30 protein-coding genes are annotated in these 25,801 nt (G+C 70.1%); 13 read left to right on the top strand and 17 right to left on the bottom strand.

Going from position 1 to position 25,801, the window contains the following annotated elements:
- Positions 1-50 precede the first annotated feature (50 nt).
- Positions 51-278 carry a hypothetical protein gene (locus GV015_RS07630; RefSeq protein WP_159877730.1) on the top strand — a complete coding sequence of 76 codons (228 nt, stop codon included), beginning with the start codon at positions 51-53 and terminating at the stop codon, positions 276-278.
- Between the two features lie 45 nt (positions 279-323).
- Here GV015_RS07630 and GV015_RS07625 read toward each other — a convergent pair whose 3' ends face one another.
- Genes GV015_RS07625 through GV015_RS07615 form a run of 3 tightly spaced genes read right to left on the bottom strand, consistent with a single transcriptional unit; the run spans position 324 to position 2,640 of the window.
- A complete protein-coding gene (locus GV015_RS07625; protein ID WP_159877728.1) occupies positions 324-1,976 on the bottom strand; it encodes a hypothetical protein in 1,653 nt (550 codons plus the stop codon).
- Entirely contained in the window at positions 1,973-2,368 is a 396-nt protein-coding gene (locus GV015_RS07620) for a hypothetical protein (RefSeq protein ID WP_159877726.1), read from the bottom strand. The genes GV015_RS07625 and GV015_RS07620 overlap by 4 nt, the downstream gene beginning before the upstream one ends.
- Positions 2,365-2,640 carry a hypothetical protein gene (locus GV015_RS07615; RefSeq protein ID WP_124768679.1) on the bottom strand — a complete coding sequence of 92 codons (276 nt, stop codon included), beginning with the start codon at positions 2,638-2,640 and terminating at the stop codon, positions 2,365-2,367. Before GV015_RS07615 ends, GV015_RS07620 begins: the two co-directional genes overlap by 4 nt.
- Positions 2,641-2,845: 205 nt before the next feature.
- Between GV015_RS07615 and GV015_RS07610 the strand changes: the two genes are divergently transcribed.
- From GV015_RS07610 to GV015_RS07600, 3 genes are all read left to right on the top strand, one after another.
- The gene (locus GV015_RS07610; protein WP_159877724.1) at positions 2,846-3,460 is read left to right on the top strand and encodes a hypothetical protein; all 615 of its coding nucleotides are present in this window, start codon (positions 2,846-2,848) and stop codon (positions 3,458-3,460) included.
- A gap of 130 nt (positions 3,461-3,590) precedes the next feature.
- Entirely contained in the window at positions 3,591-4,448 is an 858-nt protein-coding gene (locus GV015_RS07605) for a DUF4097 family beta strand repeat-containing protein (RefSeq protein WP_159877722.1), read from the top strand.
- Entirely contained in the window at positions 4,445-5,074 is a 630-nt protein-coding gene (locus tag GV015_RS07600) for a PadR family transcriptional regulator (RefSeq protein WP_124768676.1), read from the top strand. The genes GV015_RS07605 and GV015_RS07600 overlap by 4 nt, the downstream gene beginning before the upstream one ends.
- An 87-nt stretch (positions 5,075-5,161) precedes the next feature.
- Here GV015_RS07600 and GV015_RS07595 read toward each other — a convergent pair whose 3' ends face one another.
- A complete protein-coding gene (locus GV015_RS07595; protein WP_229940073.1) occupies positions 5,162-5,668 on the bottom strand; it encodes a septum formation family protein in 507 nt (168 codons plus the stop codon).
- A 260-nt stretch (positions 5,669-5,928) separates the two neighbouring features.
- Here GV015_RS07595 and GV015_RS07590 point away from each other — a divergent pair, with 260 nt between their 5' ends.
- On the top strand, positions 5,929-7,932 hold the full coding sequence (locus GV015_RS07590) for an amino acid permease (protein WP_371416544.1): 2,004 nt from the start codon (positions 5,929-5,931) through the stop codon (positions 7,930-7,932).
- A gap of 59 nt (positions 7,933-7,991) precedes the next feature.
- A complete protein-coding gene (locus GV015_RS07585) occupies positions 7,992-8,282 on the top strand; it encodes a hypothetical protein (protein ID WP_124768674.1) in 291 nt (96 codons plus the stop codon).
- A 39-nt stretch (positions 8,283-8,321) separates the two neighbouring features.
- Here GV015_RS07585 and crcB read toward each other — a convergent pair whose 3' ends face one another.
- Genes crcB through GV015_RS07565 form a run of 4 tightly spaced genes read right to left on the bottom strand, consistent with a single transcriptional unit; the run spans position 8,322 to position 10,243 of the window.
- On the bottom strand, positions 8,322-8,702 hold the full coding sequence (gene crcB / locus GV015_RS07580; RefSeq protein WP_159877718.1) for a fluoride efflux transporter CrcB: 381 nt from the start codon (positions 8,700-8,702) through the stop codon (positions 8,322-8,324).
- A complete protein-coding gene (locus tag GV015_RS07575) occupies positions 8,699-9,133 on the bottom strand; it encodes a CrcB family protein (RefSeq protein ID WP_371416543.1) in 435 nt (144 codons plus the stop codon). The genes crcB and GV015_RS07575 overlap by 4 nt, the downstream gene beginning before the upstream one ends.
- A complete protein-coding gene (locus GV015_RS07570) occupies positions 9,130-9,654 on the bottom strand; it encodes a universal stress protein (protein WP_159877716.1) in 525 nt (174 codons plus the stop codon). The genes GV015_RS07575 and GV015_RS07570 overlap by 4 nt, the downstream gene beginning before the upstream one ends.
- A 4-nt stretch (positions 9,655-9,658) precedes the next feature.
- Positions 9,659-10,243: an HhH-GPD-type base excision DNA repair protein gene (locus GV015_RS07565; protein ID WP_159877714.1), complete on the bottom strand. Its 585-nt coding sequence runs from the start codon at positions 10,241-10,243 to the stop codon at positions 9,659-9,661.
- Positions 10,244-10,450: 207 nt separating this feature from the next.
- Here GV015_RS07565 and GV015_RS07560 point away from each other — a divergent pair, with 207 nt between their 5' ends.
- Both GV015_RS07560 and GV015_RS07555 read left to right on the top strand, forming a co-directional pair.
- The gene (locus GV015_RS07560; protein WP_064294210.1) at positions 10,451-10,666 is read left to right on the top strand and encodes a DUF3073 domain-containing protein; all 216 of its coding nucleotides are present in this window, start codon (positions 10,451-10,453) and stop codon (positions 10,664-10,666) included.
- 134 nt (positions 10,667-10,800) lie between these two features.
- Positions 10,801-11,991, top strand: a complete 1,191-nt coding sequence (locus tag GV015_RS07555) for a 2TM domain-containing protein (RefSeq protein WP_159877712.1) — start codon at positions 10,801-10,803, stop codon at positions 11,989-11,991.
- 69 nt (positions 11,992-12,060) lie between these two features.
- Here GV015_RS07555 and purF read toward each other — a convergent pair whose 3' ends face one another.
- From purF to GV015_RS19035, 3 genes are all read right to left on the bottom strand, one after another.
- Entirely contained in the window at positions 12,061-13,518 is a 1,458-nt protein-coding gene (gene purF / locus GV015_RS07550; protein WP_159877710.1) for an amidophosphoribosyltransferase, read from the bottom strand.
- 70 nt (positions 13,519-13,588) lie between these two features.
- A complete protein-coding gene (purM, locus tag GV015_RS07545) occupies positions 13,589-14,701 on the bottom strand; it encodes a phosphoribosylformylglycinamidine cyclo-ligase (protein WP_159877708.1) in 1,113 nt (370 codons plus the stop codon).
- Positions 14,698-15,177, bottom strand: coding sequence for a DUF2273 domain-containing protein (locus tag GV015_RS19035; protein ID WP_201299373.1), 480 nt, complete (start codon positions 15,175-15,177; stop codon positions 14,698-14,700). Before GV015_RS19035 ends, purM begins: the two co-directional genes overlap by 4 nt.
- Before the next feature lie 84 nt (positions 15,178-15,261).
- Between GV015_RS19035 and zapE the strand changes: the two genes are divergently transcribed.
- Positions 15,262-16,407 (top strand): AFG1/ZapE family ATPase, encoded by a 1,146-nt coding sequence (gene zapE, locus GV015_RS07535; protein ID WP_159877706.1) that lies wholly within the window; start codon positions 15,262-15,264, stop codon positions 16,405-16,407.
- 6 nt (positions 16,408-16,413) lie between these two features.
- Here the strand turns inward: zapE and GV015_RS07530 are convergent, their stop codons facing one another.
- The 3 genes from GV015_RS07530 to GV015_RS07520 form a co-directional block, all read right to left on the bottom strand.
- On the bottom strand, positions 16,414-17,418 hold the full coding sequence (locus GV015_RS07530; protein ID WP_079705070.1) for an NAD-dependent epimerase/dehydratase family protein: 1,005 nt from the start codon (positions 17,416-17,418) through the stop codon (positions 16,414-16,416).
- Between the two features lie 90 nt (positions 17,419-17,508).
- On the bottom strand, positions 17,509-18,510 hold the full coding sequence (locus tag GV015_RS07525) for a glycosyltransferase family 2 protein (protein WP_159877704.1): 1,002 nt from the start codon (positions 18,508-18,510) through the stop codon (positions 17,509-17,511).
- Between the two features lie 21 nt (positions 18,511-18,531).
- Complete coding sequence (locus GV015_RS07520; protein ID WP_064294203.1) at positions 18,532-18,897, bottom strand: sterol carrier family protein; 366 nt, start codon at positions 18,895-18,897, stop codon at positions 18,532-18,534.
- Positions 18,898-18,935: 38 nt separating this feature from the next.
- Between GV015_RS07520 and purD the strand changes: the two genes are divergently transcribed.
- The 3 genes from purD to GV015_RS07505 are packed head-to-tail and all read left to right on the top strand — an operon-like array spanning position 18,936 to position 21,592.
- Complete coding sequence (purD, locus tag GV015_RS07515) at positions 18,936-20,201, top strand: phosphoribosylamine--glycine ligase (protein WP_159877702.1); 1,266 nt, start codon at positions 18,936-18,938, stop codon at positions 20,199-20,201.
- Positions 20,202-20,212: 11 nt separating this feature from the next.
- Positions 20,213-21,091: an alpha/beta fold hydrolase gene (locus GV015_RS07510; protein WP_079705067.1), complete on the top strand. Its 879-nt coding sequence runs from the start codon at positions 20,213-20,215 to the stop codon at positions 21,089-21,091.
- A 3-nt stretch (positions 21,092-21,094) separates the two neighbouring features.
- On the top strand, positions 21,095-21,592 hold the full coding sequence (locus GV015_RS07505; protein ID WP_159877700.1) for a 2'-5' RNA ligase family protein: 498 nt from the start codon (positions 21,095-21,097) through the stop codon (positions 21,590-21,592).
- Between the two features lie 30 nt (positions 21,593-21,622).
- Here the strand turns inward: GV015_RS07505 and GV015_RS07500 are convergent, their stop codons facing one another.
- A complete protein-coding gene (locus tag GV015_RS07500; protein ID WP_159877698.1) occupies positions 21,623-23,203 on the bottom strand; it encodes a DHA2 family efflux MFS transporter permease subunit in 1,581 nt (526 codons plus the stop codon).
- 90 nt (positions 23,204-23,293) lie between these two features.
- The gene (locus GV015_RS07495; RefSeq protein WP_159877696.1) at positions 23,294-23,935 is read right to left on the bottom strand and encodes a PadR family transcriptional regulator; all 642 of its coding nucleotides are present in this window, start codon (positions 23,933-23,935) and stop codon (positions 23,294-23,296) included.
- A 94-nt stretch (positions 23,936-24,029) separates the two neighbouring features.
- On the opposite strand from GV015_RS07495, the gene GV015_RS07490 reads away from it, so the two are divergent.
- Positions 24,030-24,968 carry a phosphoribosylaminoimidazolesuccinocarboxamide synthase gene (locus GV015_RS07490; RefSeq protein ID WP_079705063.1) on the top strand — a complete coding sequence of 313 codons (939 nt, stop codon included), beginning with the start codon at positions 24,030-24,032 and terminating at the stop codon, positions 24,966-24,968.
- 33 nt (positions 24,969-25,001) lie between these two features.
- Here GV015_RS07490 and GV015_RS07485 read toward each other — a convergent pair whose 3' ends face one another.
- Positions 25,002-25,706 carry a hypothetical protein gene (locus GV015_RS07485; protein WP_159877694.1) on the bottom strand — a complete coding sequence of 235 codons (705 nt, stop codon included), beginning with the start codon at positions 25,704-25,706 and terminating at the stop codon, positions 25,002-25,004.
- Between the last annotated feature and the right edge of the window lie 95 nt (positions 25,707-25,801).

Here is a 25,801-nt window from a genome sequence, read left to right as displayed (position 1 = left end):
TCAGTCAGCCGACGGATGTCGGCTGAGCGGCTGGTTCGTAGGCTCGGATCATGACCTCCGCGACGACGTCCACCGCCCGCCCCGCCCTGATCGACCCCGTCGTCATGAGTGCGATGACCGGCGCCGGAGTCGGCCTCGGTTTCGCCGTCGCCCTCGTCGTAGCGGCTCTGCTCGGCATCCCCTTCGGCCTCCCGCTCGCGATCGCTCTGCCCTCCTCCATGCTGCTCGCCGTCGGTGCCGCAGTCCTCATCACCCGCCGGCGCAACCGGGTCGGCTGAGCGTCGGATGGCTGTGCCGCGCCCGGTCTCCGAGCGTGTCGACGGTCAGCCCGGGTTCACCACCGCGTACACCTGGTACCAGTCGCCGAAAGCGGAGACCGGTCGGTCGGAGCCGTTCAGCATGATGTCCTCGCCCACCGAGTTCGTCTCGCCCGTCGACGGGTCGTAGATCTCGTACTTCCCATCGTGGAAGCCGACGATCAGCACGTAGTGCTGCGGGATGGTGTTGTCGCCAGGGCCGACGAGCAGCGGGACGGGCGTCCCGTCGTTCGCTGCCGCCGCGGCTTCGGTGAGTGCCGCTCCTCGGCCCGAGTCACCACCTAGGGCGTTGGTCCAGTCGATGTGGTAATCGGTGCCGGTGCGGTCGGACTCGTTGACCGCGCCGCCCGGTGCCGTGCCCGCGACGTTCGGGTAGTCGATCGGGCCGGGGAACAGGTCGTTCGCGCGGTCCTGCACGGTCTGCTGCAGGAAGGTCATCCGATCCTCCGTGTCCAGACCGGCTGCGTCGGCGAGGTCCAGTCCCCGGAGGTAGTCGGGCACATGGCCGTCGAGGAGCTCACCAGTCCGCAGCCAGTAGGCGAGGAACGGATCTGACTGGGCGGCGAGGGTGATGAGCATCGTCGACCCGCAGGTCTTGTCGTTGTACTGGTCGAAGGTCTCGCCGTTCACCGTGGCGTCACCGTTGTCGCCGACGCCGAGGTTCGTGAGCTCGTCGATCATGCGCTGGCGTTCGCCGGGCTGAGCGTTCTTGATCGCGTCGGCGAGGGCGAGCACGGAGGAACTGCCGGCGCCGGTGGCGATCGCACTCATGAGGAGGGCACTGACGGCAGGATCGCCGGACTCCTCCATCGCCGCGAGGATGCGTTCGCGTTCGTCGTCGCTCATCGCGTTCCAGTTCTGGACGTAGTTCGCCCACTCGGTCTCGGAGAGGACCGAACTGTCGGGGTCGCCGTTCGGGAACTGCGTCCGCGAGACGAGGACGTCCAGCCGCGTCTGACCCACGGGCACCTCGACGCCCGCGAGCACGGCGTAGCCCTCGGAGTCCGACAGTGCCCGCTGCAGCGCCTCACCGGCCGCCCATGCGTCGTCGTAGGCGTCGTGGCAGACGGACACGCCGTCGAGGATCTGGCCGGCCCCGCGGATGAGGTCCGAGAGCACACCGGCGACCTCTCCGGCTCCGGTGATCGGGTTCGTCATCGCCCACGGGTTCACGGAGATGTTCCCGATGGTCCGGTGGCCGTCGCGGATGCTGTCGGCACCCGGCTGGTGTGCGGTGCGCGCCGAGGTGATGGCGTCCGCGTAGTCTCGGAGGCCGCTGGCCCCGGATCGGAGCCCCTCGATCTCGGTGCCGACGAGGGTGTCGACGGACGCCAGGACCTGCGTCGCGCTCGCGCCGGTCACGCCGACGAGGGCGTCGGGCAGGCTCGACGCGGTGACGGTGGAGAGCGTGGTCTGGATCGCCTCGGCGGCGATCACCGCGTTCTCGTACTGCTCCGCGAGCCCGTCGATGGTGGCCGGGTCACCCGGCGGCGGGGTGTCCGCGAACGTCGAGGATCTGGGGATGAGCCCGACCGCGCGATCGACGAACGAACCGATCGACGTGATGAAGCTCAACGGGTCGCCGCTCAGCGAGCCGATGAAGGTGGCGAGCACGTCGATCTCGGCTGAGCTCTTGGTGCGGAGTTCGGAGAGGTTCATGGTCGGTCCTTGTTTCCGGTGGTGCTCCTGGTCGCGGCGAGGCCGGAGAGGAGCTGCAGGACGACGGTCTGCAGCTTGGCGACCGCGCGCAGTTCGGCGGCCGTCTCCGCACTGTCGGCTCCTCGGCGACGCGCGTCGAGGAGGGCGTCGAGCAACACCACCCCCGCCTGCTCGTCCGTCAGCATGCCGGCGCCGAGGCCGATGACGGCGTCGAGACCGGCCGTGCGGACCACACTCGCGACCTGCTCGGTGACGCCGGCGGGGACGCCGGCACCTCGGAGTTCCGCGGCCAGCGACGCGACCCGCGCGCCGGTCTCGGCCCGCTCGGCCGCATCACGGCGGTCGGGCTGAGCAGCCGTGCGTGTCCGGGCCGGCGGCGACGGCGCGGTCATGAGGCGTCCTCGGCGAGCGCCGCATCCGTACCGGCCATCGTGTCCGCGACGTTCTGCATCCACCGCGCGAAGTCGTCGAGCGTCTTGCCCGCCTCCGTCATCTCGGTCCGCCACGTCAGTTCGAAGGCGGCGGCGCTCGTGGCCACCTGCTCGTCGAGGAACGACGTGTCGAGGCACGTGGAGAAGATCCCCGTCGCGCTCGACGCCGCCCCGGCGACCGCTTGGACGACCGCCGCCAGGCCCGCATCGTCCACCTGCATCGTGCCGCTCATGGTTCCCCGCTCTCCGGTGCTGTTCGCGCTGCCCGGCCGATCCCGGTGATGCGCCTGATCCGATGGCTCCACCCTGTCCCAGCCGGCTCCCCAAGACGATGGGCAGCACTCCCCATAGCCCGGTGGGCGTCGGACCTGGCGCACGACGGGGCGTCGGTTACGGTGAGGGTGACGCGTCCACCCGGGCGCCGCGGAAGGGGCCGTCATGCAGCAGATCCATCGTCGCCTCGCGACCGTGTCGTTGACCATCCTCGTCGCGGCGCTCTGTTGCACGGGATGCGGCCTGTCGTCGACCCCCGTCGTGGCGGACGAGACCGACGTTGCCCGGCTCACCGCGTTGGCCGATGATCCGCTTTTCGCGGACGGCAGCGTCACCGGGCCACGGGTTCCGGACACCTCGGCCAACGTCAGTGTGCAACGCGGGGCGATCACGGTCGACGACCTCTGGCCGACGGACGTCACCGCGGAACCAGGAGTGAGCGGGCCCGCCTGGCCTGCCGCCACCGCCATGTTGGCCCAGCTGCGCGAGGCAGGTTGGCGACCGGTGGCCGTCTCCTGCGAGCTGGATCGGTCGTCCGGGCTGGAGGGCGCGACGGTGTACGCCACGAAGGAGTTCGACGACTTCACCGCTGCGCTCGAGGCCGAGGTGAGGCCTCCGTCCTCGAAGCTCGTCGGGTACGTACCCTTCCATGCGGAGGCCGACGACCCGTGGTCGGCGCGCTCGGAGGTCCCGGCCGGGTCGAGTTGCCTCGACGGCGACGGACCGCCGAGCGACGAGGGGTCCGTACCGGACGACCTGGCCATCGCTCCCTGGTACTGAGCGGCCGCCGATCCCAGGGTCGACTCAGGGTGATCCCGGAGGTTCCAGGGGTTGCCATGCACCGAGACGCGATATATCGTGAATTCTAGTTCAACGCGATATATCGCGATCACTCGGAAGGAACCGCACCATGGCACAGGAGAAGTGGATCATCGCTCCCGGCGAGAGCCGCATCATCGACCTCGAACTCGTGAGACGACTCAAGGTCGGCCTCATCGGCGGCCAGGTCGACATCATCGGACACGACGAGCGCGGCGCCCGCATCGAGGTGGGGGCCGTCACCGGCAAGGACCTCAAGATCACCATCGACGGCGACGTCGCCGAGATCGACCACCCGCAGCTGCGCTGGGACAACTTCCTCGAAGTGTTCTCGAACTTCGGCGCCAATCGCGCCACGGCCCAGGTCAGTGTCCTCGTCCCCCGCGACATCGCCCTGACGTTCGGTGTCGTCAGCGCCAGTGGACTGGTCGCAGGCCTCACCGCAGACGCCAAGCTCAACACGGTGTCCGGCGACCTCGTGGCCGACCGGATGACCGGGCGACTCGACCTCAACTCCGTGAGCGGCGAGCTCACGGTCCAGAACCACACGGGTCGCATCCAGGCGCACACGGTCTCGGGCGACGTCACCGTCTCCGGCGACATCACGCGCGCCTCGATCGACGGCGTCTCCTCCGACCTGCTCCTCGACATCCACGGTGCGTGCGAGCAGCTCGACCTGAACACCGTGAGCGGCGCGATCACGGTCCGCCTCGACGAGGAGCTCGCCGCGCGCTACACGGCGAACTCGGTCGGCGGCCGCCTGGCGATCGACGGCGTCGTCCTCAAGGGACTGCGCGGTGGTGGGTACAACTCACACACCGGTGCCCTGTCCGGACAGTTCGCCGAGGTGCGCATGAACACCGTCGGCGGCGCGGTGACCGTCCTCCGCCGGCCGGCTGCCGAGCCGGCGGGCGCGGCCACCACCGCAGGGAGCGAGGCAGGCGCATGAGCCCCGTCTTCGCCCACGGCAGCCTGCGGCTGTACCTCCTGAGCCTGCTCGACGAGTCGCCGAAGCACGGCTACGAACTCATCCAGGCGCTCACCGACCGGAGCGGTGGCACCTACAGCCCGAGCGCCGGCACCATCTACCCGCGCCTCGCGAAGCTCGAGGAGGAGGGACTCGTCACGAAGACGAGTGACGGCAGGAAGACCGTCTACGAGATCACCGAGGCGGGCCGGGCGGAGCTCGCAGCACGGGCGGGCGAGCTCGACGGCATCGAGGACCAGCTCACCGATTCCGTCCGTCGCATCGCCGACGAGGTCCGCAGCGGGGTCACGGCGGCCATGAAGAGCCTCCGGGCCGATCTCGCCTCCGCCGCGCGCGAGGCGAAGCAGTCCGCGAAGCCCGGTCCGAGCTGGACGTCGACCGCCGAGGAGAGCGCCGACCAGAAGGTGCAGGGTCGCCTGGCGCTCCACGAGACCGACGTGTCGATCAACGAGTTCCGGCAGGCGGTCCGAGCCGAACTCCGCGAGCACGTCGCCCGTGGGGGCGTGCTCGACGACGACACCGTGTCGGCCCTGCGTGCCGACCTCGTCGCCGTCCGCGACCGCCTGCGGGAGCGCCTCCAGGGCTGAGCACCCCGACACGCAGGCCGAGACACGGAACCGCCCGGCCCCTCACGGGAATCGGGCGGTTCCGTCGATACGGCGCGTGCGGTCGGCCTACCGTGCGGCGCCGGCCAGCGAGCCCGTGGTCGCCGCCGAGTCGTAGATCACGCAGGTGACGAGCCGGTCGTCCACCCCGTTCCAGCTGGCCTCGGTCGGCGTGTAGTAGTTGAACTCGAGGCTGGAGTCCTCGTAGACGATCCCGACGAACGCCTGGAACTGCGCGTAGCAACCGTCGTCGGCCTGCTGCGTGACGGCCTCCTCGCCGGGCCACTCGTCGCCGGTCAGCGTGACCTCGCCGTACACCTCGTACTGGTGCGGCTCGGAACAGGGCACGGTCGGCACCTCCGTGACCTCGTCGGACGACGACTCGTCGTTCAGGCAGTCGCCGACCGAGAGGGTGAAGACGTCCGTGGTGCCTCCACCGACGATCTCGCCGGACTGCGCATCCCGGGTCTCGGCGGGCTTCGGGAGGATGCCCTCCACGACACTGCAACCGGAGAGCGTCAGGGCCGCAGCGAGAGCGGCGAGGGCGAGCGGGAGAAGACGACGGCGAGCGGTCACGATGAGGGTCCTTGAGGTGGGTGTCGATCACGAGCGACTGTTCAGGCTCACAGCCAGGCAACAGCCGTCGATCAGGATATTGGTCGACCATCCGGGTCCGCCACTCCCCCGCTCGATGAACACTGCGTCACGGTCGGGTGACGATGCCTGTCCATCCAGCTCATCCCCGCTTGACTCCGGTTCCCGAAGGAGTAATATCGCCGCTCGTGACAACTGAGGGTCGAGAGCCCGGGACAGAACCACGATCGGCAAAACGCTGGTTGATCGGGGACCCGCTGCCGACCGACAACCTGGAGGGCCAGCTCCTCCCCAAACGCCTCGCACTGCCGATCTTCGCGAGTGACGCGTTGTCGAGTGTGGCGTACGCGCCGCAGGAACTCCTCATGATCCTGACGCTCGGCGGGCTCGCCTTCCTGAGCTTCGCGCCGTGGGTCGCGGCGTGCGTCGTGATCCTGCTCGTGGTGGTCGTCGCGAGCTACCGACAGCTCATCAAGGCGTACCCGTCGGGTGGTGGCGACTACGAGGTCGCCCACCGGAACCTCGGCGAGAAGGCCGGCCTCGTGGTCGCCTCCGCGCTGCTCGTCGACTACGTCCTCACGGTCGCCGTGTCGGTGGCCTCGGGCGTCGACAACATCATCTCCGCGATCCCCGGGCTGAACCCCTGGCGCGTCGAGCTGGCCGTCGGGTTCGTGCTCGTCCTCATGGCCGTGAACCTCCGCGGCGTCCGGGAGTCGAGCAAGGCCTTCGCGATCCCCACCTACTTCTTCATCGCGAGCGTGCTCGTCATGATCGTCGCGGGACTCGCCCGCACGTTCATGGGCGACGCCCCGGTCGCCTCGAGCGCCGCGTTCACCGTGCAGGGCGAGAGCCTCACCCAGGCGGCGTTCATCCTGCTCCTCCTGCGCGCCTTCTCCTCCGGTTGTTCAGCGCTCACCGGTGTCGAAGCCGTCTCGAACGGCGTCCCGGCGTTCCGTCGCCCGCAGATCAAGAACGCCCAGAAGACGCTGGTCCTCATGGGCGGCACCGCGATCGTGCTGTTCGTCGGCCTCACCGCGCTCGCCCTCATCTCCCGCGTGCACTACGCCGAGAACGCCTGTCACCTGGAAGGGTTCGCGGACTGCGCGACGACCCCGCAGCCGAGCCTCATGGCACAGGTCGCGACCGCGGTGTTCGGTGCGAACAGCATCCCGTTCTTCCTCATCCAGGCGGCGACCGCGTGCGTCCTGCTCCTCGCGGCCAACACGGCGTTCAACGGCTTCCCGCTGCTCGGCGCCGTCCTCGCGCGCGACTCCTACGCGCCGAAGTCGCTCAACACCCGTGGCGACCGCCTCGTGTTCTCGAACGGCATGATCATCCTGGGTCTCGCCGCATGCGCGATCCTCGTGGTGTACCAGGCGAACCTCACCCAGCTCATCCAGCTGTACATCATCGGGGTGTTCGTGTCGTTCACCCTCGGCCAGACGGGCATGGTGAAGCACTGGCTGCGGATGCTGCGGGAGGGCTGCGACAACCGCGGCTCCGTCTACCGGGGCCTCGCGATCAACGCGTTCGGCGCCCTGCTCACGGCGAGCGTCCTCATCGTCGTGACGATCACGAAGTTCACCCATGGCGCCTGGCTCGTCTTCGTGCTCATGCCGATCCTCTTCGTCCTCATGCTCGGCGTGAACCGCTACTACCGCGACGTCGAGAAGGAGGTCGAGGTCGACCCGACCACGACCTTCGGCGCGACCGGCGACCACGCGATCGTCCTCGTCGGCAAGATGCAGAAGCCGATCCTCAAGGCGCTGGACTACGCGATCGCCGCCAAGCACGACAGCCTCGAAGCGGTCCATATGTCGATCGATCCGGAGGCCACGAAGCTGCTCGAGCAGCAGTGGATCGAACAGAACATCCACGTGCCGCTCGTCATCCTCGAGTCGCCGTACCGCGAGTTCGCGATGCCGCTCGCGAAGTACATCAAGGCGCACCGTGCCGAGCACGGCGCCGAGGTCGTCACCGTCTACATGCCGCAGTACATCGTCGGGCACTGGTGGGAGAGCCTCCTCCACAACCGACGGGCGTCGCGGATCCGCAACCAGATCATGCTCGTCCACGGCGTGACCGTCGCCCTCGTCCCCTGGCTGCTCGACTCCTCCGAGCTCATCTACGGACGTCGGTCACGGCCGCTGCCCGGCCAGGAACGACGTGGCGAGATCGTCCGCGTCAAGAAGCCGATCGAGCGGAAGCCGCACATCGACCGCAACACGGGGCAGCCCCGCTCCTGATCGGCCACGCGCTCCCGCGACGGCGTGAGGGAGTTGTCGCAGACTGACAGACTGGGGACATGTTCACCTGGGGTCTCTCGCTGCTGTTCCTCGCGGCCGTCTTCGGGACGCTCTCGATGGCCCGCCTCATCGCCGCGAACCCCGACTCGCCGCTGCCGATGTGGCAGGGCCGCCCGCAGCGACTCCCGCAGTTCACGATCATCCTGCGCGGCCTGTCGGGCGGACTCGGGGTCTTCGGGGTCTTCCTGCTGTGGTCGGAGATCGGATTCTGGAGCATCCTGCTGCTCATCGTCGCCCTCGGGATCCCGATCGTGCTGAACCTCCGGCACAACCGCCGCTTCGAGGCATAACCGCCGCGTCCGTTCGCCCATAGTTCGGCGAACGAGCGGCTAGGCGAGGAGCGAACCGAGCCCGTAGCCGACCAGGGCCGCGACGACCGACGCGACGAGCATGCCCAACGCGTTCGTCAGTCCGGCCCGGGAACGTCCGTCGTGGAGCAGCCGGACGGTCTCGACACTCGCCGTGCTGAACGTCGTGTACCCACCGAGCAGCCCGCCTCCGAGGACGAGCCGCCACGGCTCGTCGACGACCCCGCCGAGGGCCAGCGCGGTGACGAGGCCGAGCAGCAGCGACCCGCTGACGTTGATCACGGTCGTGCCCCACGGGTAGGCGCCGCCCACACGGGAACGGACGATGCCGTCGACGACGAAGCGGGCCGCGGCACCGACACCGCCGGCCGCCGCGATCGCGAGGAAGAGCCAGGGCGTCACGAGCGGCCACCGCCGATCCGTCGGGCGAGGACGATGCCGCCCCAGCTCGCCAGGGCGCCCAGCACGACGCTCCCCACCGCGTACAGCACCCCCACGAGGGCGCTCCCCTCGATGAGGAGGACACTGCTGTCGGCCGCGAGCGCGCTGTACGTCGTGAAACCGCCGAGGACGCCGGTGCCGAGGAAGAGGCGGAGATCGCGTCGACGGCCGGCGTCGGGCCCGCGTCGGAGGAGCGACTCGAGGAGGAGACCGAGCAGGAAGGCGCCGACGACGTTGATGCCGAGGATGGCCACGGGGAGACCACCGATGGGCGGGATGGCGAGGGAGATCGCCTCGCGGGCACCCGTCCCGATCGCGCCACCGAACGCGACCATCGCGATCGTGGCGGGTTGGAGGTGCGGGGCCCGTGTGCCCGTCGGAGCGGCCGTCACCGCAGGTCGCCGGCGGGGGCGTCCCAGAGTGGTTCGTCGGTGGCGCTGGGCGCGAGTGGGACCACGATCACCGGACGCGCCTGCCGATGGGCCAGCGTCGCGGCGACGGAACCGTTGAAGAACTCGAGGATGCCCTTCCGGAGGCCACGCTCCCGGGTTCCGACGATGATCGCCCGCGCGCACACCGAATCGGCGAGTCGGCCGAGGGCACGCGCCGGGTCCCCGGCGAGCTGGGTCAGCTCCCACACCACGCCGGTGTCGTCGAGGAGACGATGCGCCGTCGCCTCCAGGCCGGGATCGGCGGGCTCCGGTTCGAAGTCGTGCAGATCGGCGTCGAACGGCAACGACGTGACGGTGCCGTCGACGTTCTCGACCACGACGAACCGGCTCGCGTCGACGTGGGCGAGGACGAGCCGGCAGGCGAAGGCTTGCGCGAACGACGCCGCCTCGACGAGCACGGTGTCGGGCTGCCCCGGCGTGACACCGACCACGATCGCGGTACCCCGCTGCGCTTCGCTCATGTCGTCACTCCCCCTTCGTACGCTTCGCGGCGGCCTTGGCCGCCTGCTTCGCCGCCCGCACCTGCGCGAGCGACTCCGGGTCGACGATGTCGGCGACGGACCGGAGGCTGCCGTCCTCGCCGTAGGGCGCCGAGGCCGTCCGCCAGTCGGCCGCGTCGAGCCCGTACTGCTTGCCGAGGAGCGCGAGGAAGATCTTCGCCTTCTGCTCACCGAACCCCGGGAGGGCGAGCAGGCGCTTCAGGATCTCCGGGCCATCGGGCGCGTCGCGCGTCCAGATCGCCTCAGCGTCGCCGTCCCAGTCGTCGACGATCGCGGCGCAGAGCCCCTGCACCCGGCCGGCCATGGAACCCGGGAATCGGTGCACGGCGGGACTCGTCTTGAAGAGGGAGGCGAACGCCTCGGGTTCTTCCCGCGCGATGGTGGCCGCGTCGAAGGAACCGAGTCGGTCACTGATCTTCAGCGGGCCGGCGAACGCGGTCTCCATCGGCACCTGCTGATCGAGCAGCATGCCGACGAGCAGGGCGAGCGGGTCGGTCGACAACAGGCGGTCGGCGTCCGCATCTCCGGTGATGTGCAGGGTTCCGGTCATGGGTCCATCGTCCCACCACTCGACGTCCTGGCCCAGCCCCGTTCCGTCGCGGTGTCGGCATCGGTGCCCGGCAGACCGTCTCCGTACGAGCGCCCCGTCCACGGGCGGCATGGTAAGCTCAACGCTAGTCTTTATCGTTCCCTGGTAGGCGAAAGCCCCGGACGCCCCGCAAGCGCGGCCGGTCAGAAAATCATGAGGGGGTCTCGCATGGGTCGTGGCCGTCAAAAGGCAAAGCACACGAAGATCGCTCGTGAGCTCAAGTCGTTCAGCCCGGACGTGAACTACAACGCGCTCGAGCGCGAGCTCACGGGGCACTCCGTCGACCACCCGGGCACGGGCGTCGACGAGAGCTACGACGACGAGATCGCCAAGTGGGCTGAATACGCCGAGAAGTACGCCGACGGTGAGGCGAAGGGCGCGTAGGCGCGCCCTTCGCACCGTTCCGGCGCGCCCCTGCATCGGCGGTTCGCCCTCGCTCCAGCACCTCGCGGCTGGGTGACCTCTCAGACGACTGTTGGCAAATGGAGTTCTCGCTGGGCGGAGACTAGCCTGGACGGATGAACACCGACGAACTCCGCGTTGCCGCCAAGAAGCGCCTGAAGGCGCAGCACGATTTCAAGCAGTTTCTCGCCGTCTGGGGTGCGGTCTCCGTCCTCCTGATCGTCATCTGGCTCCTCACCGGCGCCTGGGGATACTTCTGGCCGATCTGGCCGATCTTCGTCATGGGCATCGCCCTGGTCTTCGTCGGACTCGACGCCTACGGTCCGTCCAAGCACATCACCGAGGACGCCATCGACGCCGAGGTCGCGCGCCTCGTGAACCAGCAGCAGCAGCGCGCTGCCGCTCGTGAGGCCGCTTCGCAGCCGAACGCCACGCAGGCACCGTACGCCGGTCAGAGCGGTTACGAGCAGCACCCGTACCAGGCGGGCCAGACCGGCCAGGCGCCGGTGTACGACCCCGCACAGTACGGGCAGACGACCGCCTACGACACCTCGCAGTACGCGGGTGGCCAGACGGGCGGCTACGGCACGCAGCAGACCCAGCAGGGCTCCCAGGCGACGCAGCAGTACGGCGCCTACCAGGCACCAGCGACCGAGTCTCCGAACCCTGAGGCGCCGGCAGCGGAGCCCACCTCAGACTGGGTGCGCGCCGCCGAGCCCACCCCGACCGAGCAGTTCGCCGCGGTCTTCTCCGGCACCGACCGCGCACCCGAGGCCGCAGCCGCGCCGGACACGTCCGCTGAACCGGCCGAGTCGATCGTCCTCGAGTCGACCTCCACCGGCGACGCCGAGACCGTCGCAGCCGCCGCCGACGAGACCGAGGCGCGCCTCGCGAGCGACGAGACCGGCCCCGCCGACACGACCGGACGCGACGAAACCGTGTCGGCCACTGCACCGGCCGCGGCCGTGAGCGCGCCCCGCACCTCGACCAGCCGGTCGACGACGACGCGTTCGACGACGGCCCGGAAGCCCGTCGCCAAGACGACCACGTCGGCGACGGCCGCGGGCACCACCGTCCGCAAGACGAGTTCGACGCGCGCCACCACCGGTTCGACGACACCCAAGGCCGCAGCAGCCAAGACCACGACGCCGAAGGCCGCAGCCACGAAGGCACCGACGACGAAGACGACGGGCGCCGCAGCGAAGCCGGCCACCGCGAAGGCACCGGCGAAGCCGCGCACCACGAAGCCGAAGGCGGCCCCCGCGGCCACGCCGGCGCCACTCGAGCAGCCCGGTACGCCGGAGTAGCAGCCGGTTCCTGAACGACGAAGCGCGCGATCCCCTCGGGGCTCGCGCGCTTCGTCGTTCAGGCGGGACTCAGGAGAGCTGCGAGCGCTCCACCCACTCGAGGTACTCGTCGGAGACGGTCCCGGTGATGTACTCGCCGGTGAAGCAGCTCATCTCGAGGTCGCTGATGCCGGAGCCCTCGAGGATGGCGGCCTTCATGTCGGCGACCTCCTGGTAGATGAGGTTGTCGGCGCCCAGCTCGCGGGCGATGTCGGGGATCTTCTTGCCGTGTGCGACGAGCTCCTGGCGGGACGGCATGTTGATGCCGTACACGTGGGGGTAGCGGACCGGCGGTGCGGCGGAGGTGAAGGTCACCTTGTTGGCACCGGCGAGACGCGCCATGTCGACGATCTCCTTCGACGTCGTGCCGCGGACGATCGAGTCGTCGACGATGAGGATGTTCTTGCCCTTGAACTCCGAGCCCATCGCGTTGAGTTTCTGACGGACGCTCTTCTTGCGCTGCGCCTGGCCCGGCATGATGAAGGTGCGCCCCACGTACCGGTTCTTGTAGAAGCCCTCGCGGTACTCGATGCCGAGCTTCTGGGCGACCTGCATGGCCGCTGGGCGGGACGAGTCCGGGATCGGCATGACGACGTCGATGTCGCCCATCGGCGTGTACTCGGCGATGGTGTCGGCGAGCCGGTTGCCGAGACGCAGTCGGGCCTCGTAGACCGAGATGCCGTTCATGACGGAGTCGGGGCGAGCGAGGTACACGTACTCGAAGGAGCACGGAACGAGCCGCGGGTTCTTCGCGCACTGCCGCGAGTACAGCTCACCCGAAGCGGTGATGAAGACGGCCTCGCCCGGGGCGATCTCGCGGACGATCTCGTAGCCGCCGGCTTCGAGGACGAGCGACTCCGAGGCGACCACCCAGTCGTTGCCGACCAGGCCCGTCTGGCGCTTGCCGAGGATGAGCGGGCGGATGCCGAACGGGTCGCGGAAGGCGAGCAGGCCGTGACCGGCGATGAGGGCGATCGTCGCGTAGGACCCCTCGACCCGCTCGTGCACGTTCTCGACGGCGTTGAACACCTGGTCGGGATCGAGGTCGAGACCGCTGATCTGCCCCTGCAGCTCCGTCGCGAGGACGTTGAGCAGCAGCTCGGTGTCGCTCGTGGAGTTCACGTGGCGGCGGTCGACGTGGAACAGGTCCTTGCTGAGCTCGCGGGTGTTCGTGAGGTTGCCGTTGTGGATGAGCGTGATGCCGTAGGGCGCGTTCACGTAGAACGGCTGCGCCTCGCTCTCGTTGGCGGCGTCGCCCTTCGTCGCGTAGCGCACGTGGCCGAGGCCCATGTTGCCGAGGAGCGAGCGCATGTCGCGGGTGCGGAAGGCTTCACGCACCTGGCCCTTGGCTTTGACCATGTGGAAGGTGCTGCCGTCGGCGGTGGCGATGCCGGTGGAGTCCTGACCGCGGTGCTGGAGGAGCAGGAGGCTGTCGTAGACCTGCTGGTTGGCAGGCTCGGTTGAGACGATGCCGACGATGCCGCACATGCGTGGGGACTCCTTGGGGTTCGTGCTGGGCGAGTGACGGAACGGAGGAAGGTGTGCCGGAGCGGTGCGACTAGTCGCGGTAGGCGCCCACGAGGCGGACGGCACCGCCGTCGACCCCCTTGGCACCCTGTTCGAACGCGCTGAGGTCTGCGGCGGCGTCGCCGAGGTGCACGGTGCCGACCTGCCAGGTCGCGATCCCGTCGGCCTCGAGCGCGGCCGTGACACCGGCGGCGACCGCCGGCGAGACGACGGCAAAGAATCCGACGCCCAGGTTCCAGGTGCCCTCGCTCGACTCGAGCGAGGATCCGGCCAGCTCGCTCAGCGTCCGGAACACCGGCGACGGGCTCCAGGTGGAGCGGTCGACCTCGGCCCAGGACCCCTTGGGCAGGACGCGCGCGAGGTTGGCGGCGATCCCGCCTCCGGTGACGTGGCTGAGCGAGTGGACGCCACCCGCGAAGGCCGGGGCGTCGAGCAGCCGCAGGAGGGGCAGGGTGTAGAGCCGCGTCGGCTCGAGGAGGGCCTCGCCGAACGTCGTGCCGAGGTCGTCGCTGTGGTCGGCGTAGCCGACGCCCGCCTGGGCGAGGATGTGCCGCACGAGGGAGAAGCCGTTCGAGTGCAGGCCCGAGGACGCGAGTGCGAGGACGACGTCGCCGTCCTCGACGCGGTGCTCACCGAGGATGGCGTCCGCCTCGACCGCACCGGTGCAGGCGCCGGCGACGTCGTAGTCGTCGACCCCGAGGAGTCCGGGGTGCTCCGCGGTCTCGCCGCCGATGAGCGCCGTCCCGGTGTCGGAGCAGGCCTGGGCGATGCCCGAGACGATCGAGGCGATGCGCTCCGGGTGGACCTTGCCGCAGGCGATGTAGTCGGTCATGAAGAGCGGCTTCGCCCCGACCACGACGATGTCGTCGACGACCATGCCGACGAGGTCCTGGCCGATGGTGTCGTGCTTGTCGATGGCCTGGGCGATCGCGACCTTCGTGCCGACGCCGTCGGTCGACGTCGCGAGCAGGGGCCGACGGAAGGCGGTGAGCGCCGAGACGTCGAACAGGCCGGCGAACCCGCCGAAGCCGCCGAAGACCTCCGGACCGTGCGTCTTCGCGACGGCGGCCTTCATGAGCTCGACGGCGCGGTCACCGGCTGCCGTGTCGACACCGGCCTCCCGGTAGCTGGTGGATGAGGTCATGACCGTCCTGAACCTTCTGCGATGGGTGGATTCGGGGGGCCGGACTCACCTGGCTCGGCACTGACGGAACCGTTCGGTTCCGCGTCGGCCGCGGGGGTCCCGGCTGGATGCACGTCAACTCTATCCGCTGCGACGATCCGCGTCCGTCGCGCCATGGAACGGTCGATGAGGAGACCGACGACGAGGGCGATCGCACCGAAGACGACGACGCACACGAGCAGGAGGAAGCCGAACACCTGGGTGAGCGAGTAGTCGGCGCTCCCCGGGAACGCGAAGGTGAGGATGAGCGCGGCGATGATGCCGACGAAGACGCCGATGACGAGGAACCGCCAGTAGCGCGGCGACCGGCGCACCGAGACCGAACCGGAGGAGTACACGGTTGCGACCTCGGTGTCGGGCTCGGTCGAGGGCGTCGGACCGGTCGGTTCGGATGGGTGCTGAGCTTCCGGTGCTGGCTGCCCGGTGGCGTCTGTCATGCCTCCATTCTCCCCCACGATCCTGGGCATCGTGAACCGATGGTGAACGGCCGCGGTCGACATGCCGACGGGTACGATCGAGCGGTGGACACGACGGGGACCGAGACGACCGATCCCGCTCCGATCCCTCCCGACGACACCCTGCTCTCGGCGGTCGAGTCCGCCGCCGCCGACGCCGGGTTCACGCTCGAGCCGGAGCAGCTGGAAGCGGCGAGGCGTCTGGCGTCACTCCGGATCGGCGAGGACCGACCCGGGCACCTGTACCTGTGGGGTGCGGCCGGGCGGGGTAAGACCTGGCTTCTCGACGCGTTCTTCGAGGCGCTCCCGACGCATCGGAGGCGTCGCGTCCACTTCCACTCCTTCTTCCGCGGGCTGCACGCCGCGATCCACCGGGTCCGCACGGAGGCCGCCGACGCCGCTCGGGCGACGGGTGAGCCGGGCGCCGGGTCCCGCGCGGCGGCCGGAGCGGTGACGAACGCGGTCGAGCAAGCGGTCGACGAACTGCTGGACGAGGTGGACGTCGTGCTCTTCGACGAGTTCCAGGTGCACGATCCCGGCGACGGCGCGCTCATGATCCGGCTGCTCGACGCGCTCTTCGCCCGACAGGTGACCCTGTTGACGAGCTCGAACTCCGCGCCGCAGGATCTGCTGCCGGACCCGGCTCACCACCACATCTTCGAACCCGGCATCGCCCTGATCGAAGCGAACATGCAGGTGCTCGAACTCGCCGGCTCGACCGACCACCGTCGCAGCTCCCCGGTCAGGCACGGCGACGGCTTCGCCCGCGGCAGCTGGTCCATCGCCGGCGAGTCCGCGGACGCCCACCTCGCGGCACTCGGCCTCCACCGTCCGGGGCCAGGCGAGGCGACGACGCTGACGATCAGTGGCCACACGTTCCAGGCAGCCGCCGCGCGCGACGGCGTCCTCTGGTTCGCCAGCGCCGAACTCATCGAGCGTCCGACCTCGGTCGGCGACTACCTCGCCTGGGCGGCGGACGACGGCCGGTGGGTCCTCGACGCCCTGCCCGAGTCCCACGCCCTCACCCGGGAGGCGCGCGCCCGATTCGTCCACCTCGTCGACGCCCTGTGCGATCTCGGCGTCGAACTCCACGTCGTGGCCGCCACCGACCAGGAGACCTTCATGACCGATCCCGCCCTCGGACCGGAGGGGTTCGCCCGCGACGCGGTCAGGACGCGCAGTCGGCTCGCCCTCCTCCGCGAGATCCACTGACAGCAGTCAGTTCCCGGCGAGCACGGCCCGCTCGATGGCACGGTCCAGTCCGACGACGGGCCGGTCCGGGCGCTGCGGCGCCACGCCGCCGAGTGCCTGCAGCCACACCCAGGTGTCGGCGACGGTCTCGGTGACCGGACGACGACGGAGACCCGCCGCAACCGCACGCGAGACGTCACCGTGATGCATCGCGTCGGCGTCCGGTCCGGTGGGTAGCCAGACGGGCAGTTGGGTCCAGGGCTGGATCCCGGCCGCGAGCACCCGCTCCTGATCCACCCAGCGGAGGGTCGCACCCGACCCGGTCGCGGCGACGCAGGCGTCGAGCAGCTCCCCCAACGTCGTCGCCCGCGGCTCGCTGACGACGTTGAACGCACCACTCGCGCCCGTCGAACCGGCGGCGAGGAGGAAGGCCGCGAGATCCCGCGCATCGATGTACTGGATGGGGTCGGAAGCGGCACCAGGGGCGAGCACCTCACCGCCCTCGGCGATCCGCGCCAGCCACCAGGGCAGTCGTCCGATGTTCTCGTGCGGGCCGAGGATGAGGCCGGCTCGCGCCAGGACCGCTCGGTCGCCGAACGCCTGGACGGCGGCCAGCTCACCGCCGCGCTTGGCACGGGCGTAGTCCGCGAAGCCGTCGTCGTGCGCCGACCCGTCGACGACCGGCGCGTCCTCGGCGGCGCCGGCGGGCAGCGGGTCGGCGTAGACCGAACGGCTCGAGACGTAGACGTAGCTCCCGACCCGGTCCGCCAGCAGCGCGGCCGCGTCGCGGACGGCGACCGGAGCCCATGACCAGGTGTCGACGGCGAGGTCCCACGACCCGACCCGGAGCGCGTCGAGTCCGCCGGGCATCGTCCGGTCGCCGTGCAGCACGGTGACCGCGTCCGACGGCGAGGAACGGTTCGTACCGCGATGGAAGACGGTGACCTCCCAGCCGGCGGCGACGGCCTCGTCGACGACCGCTCGCCCGACGAACTCCGTCCCGCCCAGGACCAACAGCCGATTCGTGCTCATGCCTCCATCACAGCGCACGAGGCGGTGATGCACCACCCCGGTTCGCTGGGAGCAGCGAGCAGTGCGCGCGAGCGGAGCTCCGTCCGCGGACTACTTGCGGCTGTGCTCCAGCGAGCCGGCGCGCATGGCGGCCTCATCGTCCAGGTCGACGCGGGAGGCCACGTAGTAGCTGCTCCACTTCGCCGCGTGATAGGCCGGGTTCATGACGAACCAGTAGGCACGTCGCTTCCAGCTGTACTGGGGGTCGCGGACGATCCGCTTCGCGTCCCGAAGGGCGCCGAAGACGGTGTACCCCACCTGCCGGAACCGACTCAGCCGCGTGATCGGCTTCCCGATCCGACGCAACGCCGTCGTCTCGTCGAAGATCCGCTTCCGGTACTCGTCGAGGGTGAGGTCGTTGGAGTGGACGACCCAGCCCCGCGGTGCGTACGCCTTCCGCAGTCCGGCCGCGATGATGTCGGCGCCGAAGGCCATGTCCTCGGAGTACGGGAGGTCGCGGTACGGGATGTCGCCGAGCAGCAGGTCGCGGCGCGTGGCCGAGTTGACGTCGGAGTAGAACGCGAGGGCGTCGAGCAGTCCGCCGTTCCCGTCGGCGAAGCCGTCGTTCGCGAAGACGGTCGTGCCGAAGTCCGGCCCGAAGTTGTGGAACACGTCGTGGATCTCGTACTTGAGCAGCGGGAAGCAGTTCGGGCGTGCGATCTGCTTGCCCATGACGGCGACGACGTCCATGCCGTCCGGGTCCAAGGGTGTGGTCAGCTCGTGCAACCAGCGGGAGTCACCCGGGATCGCATCGTGCGTGAGGTAGGCGACGTACTTCCCCCGGGCGAGCCGGGCGGCGAGCTGGCGGGTCCGGCCGTGGCCGAACTCACTGTTCGGGATGACGTGCAGCCGGACGTCCGGGTGGGCGGCGACGATGTCGAGCGTGCGGTCGGTGGAGCCGGAATCGATGACGAGGGTCTCGTAGGTGCCGTCGTAGTCCTGGCCTTCGATCGCCGAGAGGATCTGCTCGAGATACCGCTCGCCGTTGTACGTGGGGATGACGATCGTCGCGTCGAGCGTCGTCTCGGCTGGGGCGTCGATGTCAGAGGTCACCGCACCAATGTACCCGGACCGTCAGCGCGGCAGCAGCAGTGGCACGAGGCCAGTGAGATCCGCCCGCTGGCCGGACGCGTGCACCGTGCCGCCGGCCATCGCCGTGGTCCAGTCGATGCGGCCGGAGGCGAGCGCGAGCCAGGTCGGTGCGTCCATCTCGATGACGTTCGGCGGCGTGCCTCGGGTGTGGCGGGGGCCCTCGATGCACTGCACCGCACCGAACGGCGGCACCCGCACCTCGACGGTGTTGCCGGGCGCCCGCTCGACGAGGAGCTCCAACAGGTATCGGACCGCGGTCGCCGTGTCCGTGCGCGACGCCGGTGCGTCCCCGAGCGCCTGCTCCAGGGCTGCGCGACCGACGGCGTCCGTGATCCTGGGTCTGGCCATGCATTCGAGGCTAGGCCATTGCGCCTTAAGCTAGACGGGTGAAGATCCTCGTCCTCGGTTCCGGTGCTCGCGAGCACGCCATCATCAAGGCTCTCCTCTCCGAAGAGGCCGGGCACCACATCATCGCCGCGCCCGGCAACGCGGGCATCGCGGGGGATGTGACCGTGGTCGGAATCGACCAGGAGAACCCTTCGATCGTGCGCGACTTCGCCCGCGACGAAGCGGTCGACCTCGTCGTCATCGGGCCCGAGGCCCCGCTCGTCGCCGGCGTCGCCGACAAGCTGCGCGCCGCCGGTATCCCGGTCTTCGGCCCCAACCGCTCGGCGGCCGCACTCGAGGGCTCGAAGTCCTTCGCGAAGCGGATCATGGACGAAGCCGGCGTGCCCACCGGTCGCGCGGTCCGCGCCGAGGACCTCGACGCAGCGATCGCCGCGCTCGACGACTTCGGTGCCCCGTACGTCGTCAAGGCCGACGGCCTCGCGGCGGGCAAGGGCGTTCTCGTCACCCACGACCGCGACGCGGCCATCCAGCACGCCACCAACTGGCTCGGCTACGGCGGCGTCCTCGTCGAGGAGTTCCTCGACGGCCAGGAGGTCTCCCTGTTCTTCATCACCGACGGTGAGACGGTGCTCCCACTCTCCCCCGCGCAGGACTACAAGCGGCTGCTCGACGGCGACGCCGGCCCGAACACCGGCGGCATGGGCGCCTACTCCCCGTTGCCCTGGCTCGACAACCGTTTCGGGAGCGAGACGGCCTTCGTCGACGAGGTCCTCGAGACCGTCGCCGTCCCCGTCGTGCGGCAGCTGGCGTCGGAGGGCAACCCGTTCCAGGGCCTGCTCTACGCCGGCCTCATCCTCACCGAACGCGGGATCCGGGTGATCGAGTTCAACGCGCGCTTCGGCGACCCGGAGACGCAGGTCGTCCTCCCCCGGCTCGTCACGCCGCTGTCGACGCTCCTGCTCGGCTCGGCCACCGGCACGCTCGGCGAGCAGCCGCGACCCGCGTTCGCCGAGGCGAGCGCGGTGACGGTGGTGCTCGCGAGCCAGAACTACCCCGAGACACCCGTCACGGGCCGGAGCATCACCGGCCTCGACGCCGCCGTCGCCGTCGAGGGGGTCCACCTCGTCCACGCGGCCACGGCCGACGTCGACGGCGGGCTGGTCGCCACCGGCGGCCGCGTCCTCAACGTCGTGGCGCTCGGATCCACGTTCCCGGAGGCACGCGGACGTGCGTACGAGGCGCTGTCGCGCATCGAACTCGAGGGCGGTCAGTACCGCACCGACATCGCCGCACGCGTCTCCTGATCGCGGCCCGGATGAGCGCCGCAGCGGGAACCGGGTCGTCGGCCGTCGTCGAGAGTCACGACGGCACCCGACTGCACGTGGACGTGATCGGCGACGACGCCCTGCCACCCCTCGTCGTCCTCGCCGGTGGTCCGGCGCGCCACCCGGTCTACCTCGGTGATCTCGGCGGCCTGAGCACCAGGCGTCGCCTCATCGTGCTGCACCAGCGCGGGGTCGGACGGTCCGAGAGCGGATCGTCGACCGCTGCGGCGAGCTGGCCGGAACTCGCCGAGGACGTCGAGGCCGTGCGTCGCTGGCTGGACGTCGACCGCCTCGAACTCCTCGGGCACTCCGCCGGCACCCGCGTCGCCGTGAGCTACGCCGCGCGCTACCCGCACCGGCTCGACCGCCTGTGCCTCATCACGCCGCCCGCCACGTGGCTCGTCGACACGGACGACGACAGCGCGGAGATCATCGCGCGGCACGCGGCGGAGGACTGGTACCCCGGCTTCCTCGAGGCGCTGCCCGCGCTGCTCGCGGCGCCGGACTCCGCTTCGGGGAACCGGCTGTTCCCGGCGGTGGCGCCCATCGCCTGGGGCGAGTGGGACGACACCGCCCGCGAACACGAGCGGCTGGGCGCCTGGCATCCGGCCGCGCAGGACGCGTTCGTGCACACGCCCACGATCGACGAGGTCGAGGACATCCGCGACGCCCTCCGCACCGTGACGGCTCCCGTCCTCGTGGTCGCGGGCTCCGAGGACGGCCTGACGGGACTCGCGCCCGTCGTCGACCTCGCGAAGCGGTTCCCGCTCGGCCAGGCCATCGTGCTCGACGGGTGCGGACACTACCCCTGGGTGGAGCAGCCGCGATCCTTCGCCGCCGCCGTCCACGGCTTCTTCCCGATCGGCTGACCGGTGCGCAGCGTCGATCTGACCTTCGACGAGGCCCTCGAGGCTGCCGTCCGCGACCGCTGGCACGCGCTCCTCGACCTCGGCATCAGCAGTCTCGCCACGCATCGCGGTGCGAGCAACCGTCCGCACGTCACGCTGTCGGCCGGCGAGGAGCTCGAGCTCACCGGGAGGCCGGCCTTCGCGCCGTTCGCCGTCCGACTCGGGGCTCCGCTGCTGTTCCCGCGTCGCTCGGGCGCCGTCCTCGCGCTCACGGTGATCCCCACGCGTGAGCTGCTGGAGCTGCACGGACGTGTGGCCGGCGACGTCACCGGTGCCTTCGAGCACACCCGGCCCGGCGCCTGGACACCCCACGTCACGCTCTCCCGACGCGTCCTCGGCGAGCAGACCGCGGCGGCACTCGACGGGCTCCGGTCGCTCGGCGACCTCCCGTCCGGGCTCGTCACCGGGCTCCGGTTCTGGAACGGCGACACCAGGACGGTCACGGACCTCCTCGGCCCGTGACCGTCCGGTGTCGCCGTGTCGGCGGAGCCGCTACTCGGCTTCGGACCGGGCGGTCACGGCAGCCGCGGCGACCGCGGCGGCCTGTCCGTGCTGGGTCTCGGGGGTCGACCAGGCGGCCGCCTTCGGCTTCTGGAAGAGCAGGACCACGACCGCGCCCACGAGCGCGAGTGCTGCCGGGAGGAGCAACGACTGGGCCATGGCGGTGGTGAACCCGGCGTGCAGGAACTCCGGCAGCTCGCCACCCGTCACCTCGCTCACGCCACCGGCCGCCCCACCGGGTGCAGCGGGCAGCTCGGCCGCGAGGCGTCCCTGGATGAGCGCGGCGATGGCCGCACTGCCGAGGACGGCTCCGATCTGACGCGTCGTGTTGAACACGCCTGAGCCGGCACCGGCCTGGTGCTGTGGGAGCCCCCGGGTGGTGAGGTTGGAGACCGGGCCCCACATGAAGCCGTTGGCGAGGCCGAGGACGGCACTCGGGAGGAGCAGCATGAGGATCGGCTGCTCAGGCGTGAGGAGGATCGAGTACCAGCCGAGCGCGAGGGCCAGCAGGAGGAGCCCCGCGAGGGCGAACCACTTCGGGTTCACCCGGTCGATCGCCCGCCCGACCACGGGCGCGAGCCCGGCGGAGAGCACGGCCATCGGGACGAGCATGAGCGCGGACTGCGTCGGGGTCAGGCCGCGGACGGTCTGGTAGAAGAAGACGAGCGGCAGCGACATGCTCGTGATCGTGAACCCGATCGTCGAGATCGCGAGGTTGCCGACCGAGAAGTTGCGGTCGCGGAACAACGCCAGCGGGAGCAGCGGCTCGCCCTTCATGACGGCCTGCCACACGACGAACAGGCCGAGGACGACGACACCGGCGATGATGAGGCTCCACACGGTGATCGGACCGGTGATCGTGCCCCAGTCGTAGCTCTGGCCCTCCTGGATGCCGAACACGAGGAGGAACATCCCGAGCCCGCTCAGGACGACCCCGAGCACGTCGAACTTGTGCGGGTGCGTGGCGAGCGCGGGGACGTTGCGCCAGACCATGATGAAGCCGATGACACCGACGGGCACGTTGATGAAGAAGATCCACTCCCAGCCGAAGCCGTCGACGAGCACGCCGCCCAGGATCGGGCCGACGAGCGTCGCGACACCAGCGGTCGCTCCCCAGAGACCCATGGCCGCACCGCGGCGGTCCGGCGGGAAGATGCGGGTGATGACGGCCATCGTCTGCGGGGTCATGAGCGCGGCGCCGAGACCCTGCACGACGCGGGCGACGATGAGCATCTCGATCGAGCCCGACAGGCCGCACCAGAGTGAGGCGAGCGTGAAGACGACGAGGCCGATGAGGTAGAGGTTCTTCGGGCCGAAGCGGTCGCCGAGACGGCCCGTGATGAGCAACGGCACCGCATAGGCGAGCAGGTAGGCGCTCGTCACCCAGATGACGTTGTTGATGCCGGTGTCGAGGCCGCGCATGATCGCGGGGTTCGCCACGGACACGATGGTCGTGTCGATGAGGATCATGAAGAAGCCGATGACGAGCGACCAGAGCGCCGGCCAGGGGCGCACGGCCCCTGGCGTCGGACCGGAGACGCCCTGGGAAGGCGTGGTGGGGGTGGTGGACATGATGTCCCTTTCTGCACGGAGGACGGGTTCGCGTTCGGGACGCGAGGATGAGCGGGACCGCCGGCCGGACTGGTCGGTCGTCCCGGAGGTTCAGGTGGAGGGTGTCGGCTGAGCGGACACGGGCGGGGTCGCCGCCTGCTCGTGGAGTGGCGCACGGGTCCCCGGCACGTGCCAGGCGAGTGCGCCGTCGGCGATCTCGGCGAGGAGCGATTCGAGGTGGGTGATCTCGGCGCGCAGCATGGCGGCCGAGTAGGGGACGTTGATCCAGTACACGCGCGGGATCCCGCGCTCGAGCGCCCACGTCATGCGGCGATCGAGGTCGGCGAGCTCGGCCTGCTGCCGGAGGATACGGGTCTCGAGCAGCATCCGCACCTCCTCGGCGCCCAGTTCGTGCGCCTCGGACAGCGCGAGCCCGAGCTCCGGGTACTCGTTCGTGGGGGTGCTGAGCAGCTCGCGCAGCCGCTCCCCCAGCAGGTGCCGGCCGAGGTCGGTGATCTCGAAGGTGGTGCGCTCGGGCCGGGCTCCCTCGCGGTCGGTCCCGGAGGCGAGCACGAGACCGTCGGCCTCGAGTCCGTAGACGGCGCGGTAGAGCGAGCCGGGGCTCACCTTGACGACGCGATCCTCCTGGCGGTGGAGCGCGAGTTGGTACATCTCGTAGGGGTGCATGGGGCGCTCGGCCAGGTAGCCGAGCGCGGCGACGGCGAGCAGTCCGAGCGGCTTGGTCTTGCCCATGACCCTCCCATCACTCCACGCGAACTATTCCACGTGGAATATACGCGTACCGCCCTGAGGTCGCAAGCCCTGGCGACCGACCCGGCCACGGCCGATGCACGATAATGAACGAGTGAGCGCACCCTCGGAGACCAACGCCTGGAACCACGTCTACTCGGGCAAGGTCCGCGACCTGTACGAGCCGGCCGCCGGGCCCGACGACCTCTTGCTCGTCGTCGCGAGCGACCGGGTGAGCGCCTTCGACCACGTGCTCGAGCCGGGCATCCCCGGGAAGGGCGATCTGCTCACCAGTCTGAGCCTCTGGTGGTTCGACCAGCTCCGCGAGGTGCCGAACCATCTCGTCCCCGATCACGAGCTCGACGCCGCGGGTGTCGCGGTGTCCAGCATCCCGGCGGAGTTCGCCGGTCGGGCGATGCTCGTCCGCAAGCTCGACATGTTCCCCGTCGAGTGCGTCGTCCGCGGCTACCTCACCGGCTCCGGCTGGAAGGAGTACGTCGCGAACCGCACCGTCTGCGGCATCCCGCTGCCCGACGGCCTCCGCGACGGCGATCGCCTGCCCGAGCCGTTGTTCACCCCCGCGTACAAGGCGCCGCTCGGCGAGCACGACGAGAACATCTCGTTCTCCCGCATGGTCGAGCTCATCGGCGAGGACGACGCGGTCGCGCTGAAGGACCTGTCACTCGGCATCTACGAGACGGCATCACTGACGGCGGAACGCCACGGCGTCATCCTCGCCGACACGAAGTTCGAGTTCGGCCGCAACCCGGGGACCGGCGTCATCACGCTCGGCGACGAAGTGCTCACCTCCGACTCCAGCCGGTACTGGGACCGCGACGTCTACCTGACGAGCGACGACCCCACCGCACGGATGGCGAGCTTCGACAAGCAGATCGTCCGCAACTGGCTGGCCCACAACTGGGACCAGGACGACCCGTCGACACCCACGCCTCCGACCCTGCCTGCCGAGATCGTCACGCAGACGGCCGACCGCTACCGCGAACTCCTGGAGCGCCTCACCGGCAGCGGGCGCTGACCACCGGAACCATCCGCATCGCGGAGGTGCCGGTCAGCTCGTCTTCCGACGGGCGCGGAGCCGAGCGTTGTCGGCCAGGATGGCCTGCGCATCGGGCAGCGGCCCCTCCGGCACGATGACGCCCATGAGCGTGGCCGTCTTCTCGAGTGCGTCGCGTGCATCGTCGGCCGCGAGCCGCGCCTCGACGAGATCGCAGGAATCGTCACTGCCCACCTCGCTGCGGGTGCCGCTGCGCTCCACGAGCTCGCGCTGCAGGCGCTCCGCGGTGGCGTACATGCGCGTCAGCGTCCAGAGTGAGGTCCACGGGAGGTCGTCGCTCAGCCCGATGAGGTGATCGTTGACCGGGTCGATCCACCGCGACGGCTGGTGCCCGCCGTCCAGGCGACGACGACGGTTGCGTCGTTCGGCCGACACGAGCAGGAAGACGGCGACGAGGATGGCACCGAGCAAGGCACCGACGACGTCGAATCCGGGCACCCACTCCGGGTCGAAGCCGGGGAGCGACACTGACGAGCGTTCGTCGTGGACGAGTGACCACTCGACAAGCACGCCCACCGTCGCGCCGATGACGAAGCCGCTGAGCAGGAGGAATGCACCGAGCAGGAGCGTGATCCTCCGCCGCAGCTGGTGACCGCGCTGTTGATCCTCGGTGAGCTCACCTCGTTCCGCGAACGGATCCACGACCATGAGGCGACCACCGACACGGACCACACCAGGGTGGCGAGTCGTGACCGTCATGGCCCGAGGATACCCCACAAGGTGGGTCATGCGGCGGGATTCACGAGCCGAGATCGGCGGAAATCCGGGGTGGATCGGCCGTCGTGACCCCCGGA

It is taken from the genome of Plantibacter sp. T3 (assembly GCF_902506515.1).
Lineage (GTDB): Bacteria > Actinomycetota > Actinomycetes > Actinomycetales > Microbacteriaceae > Plantibacter > Plantibacter auratus.
This window is presented reverse-complemented; position numbering and strand designations above follow the sequence as displayed.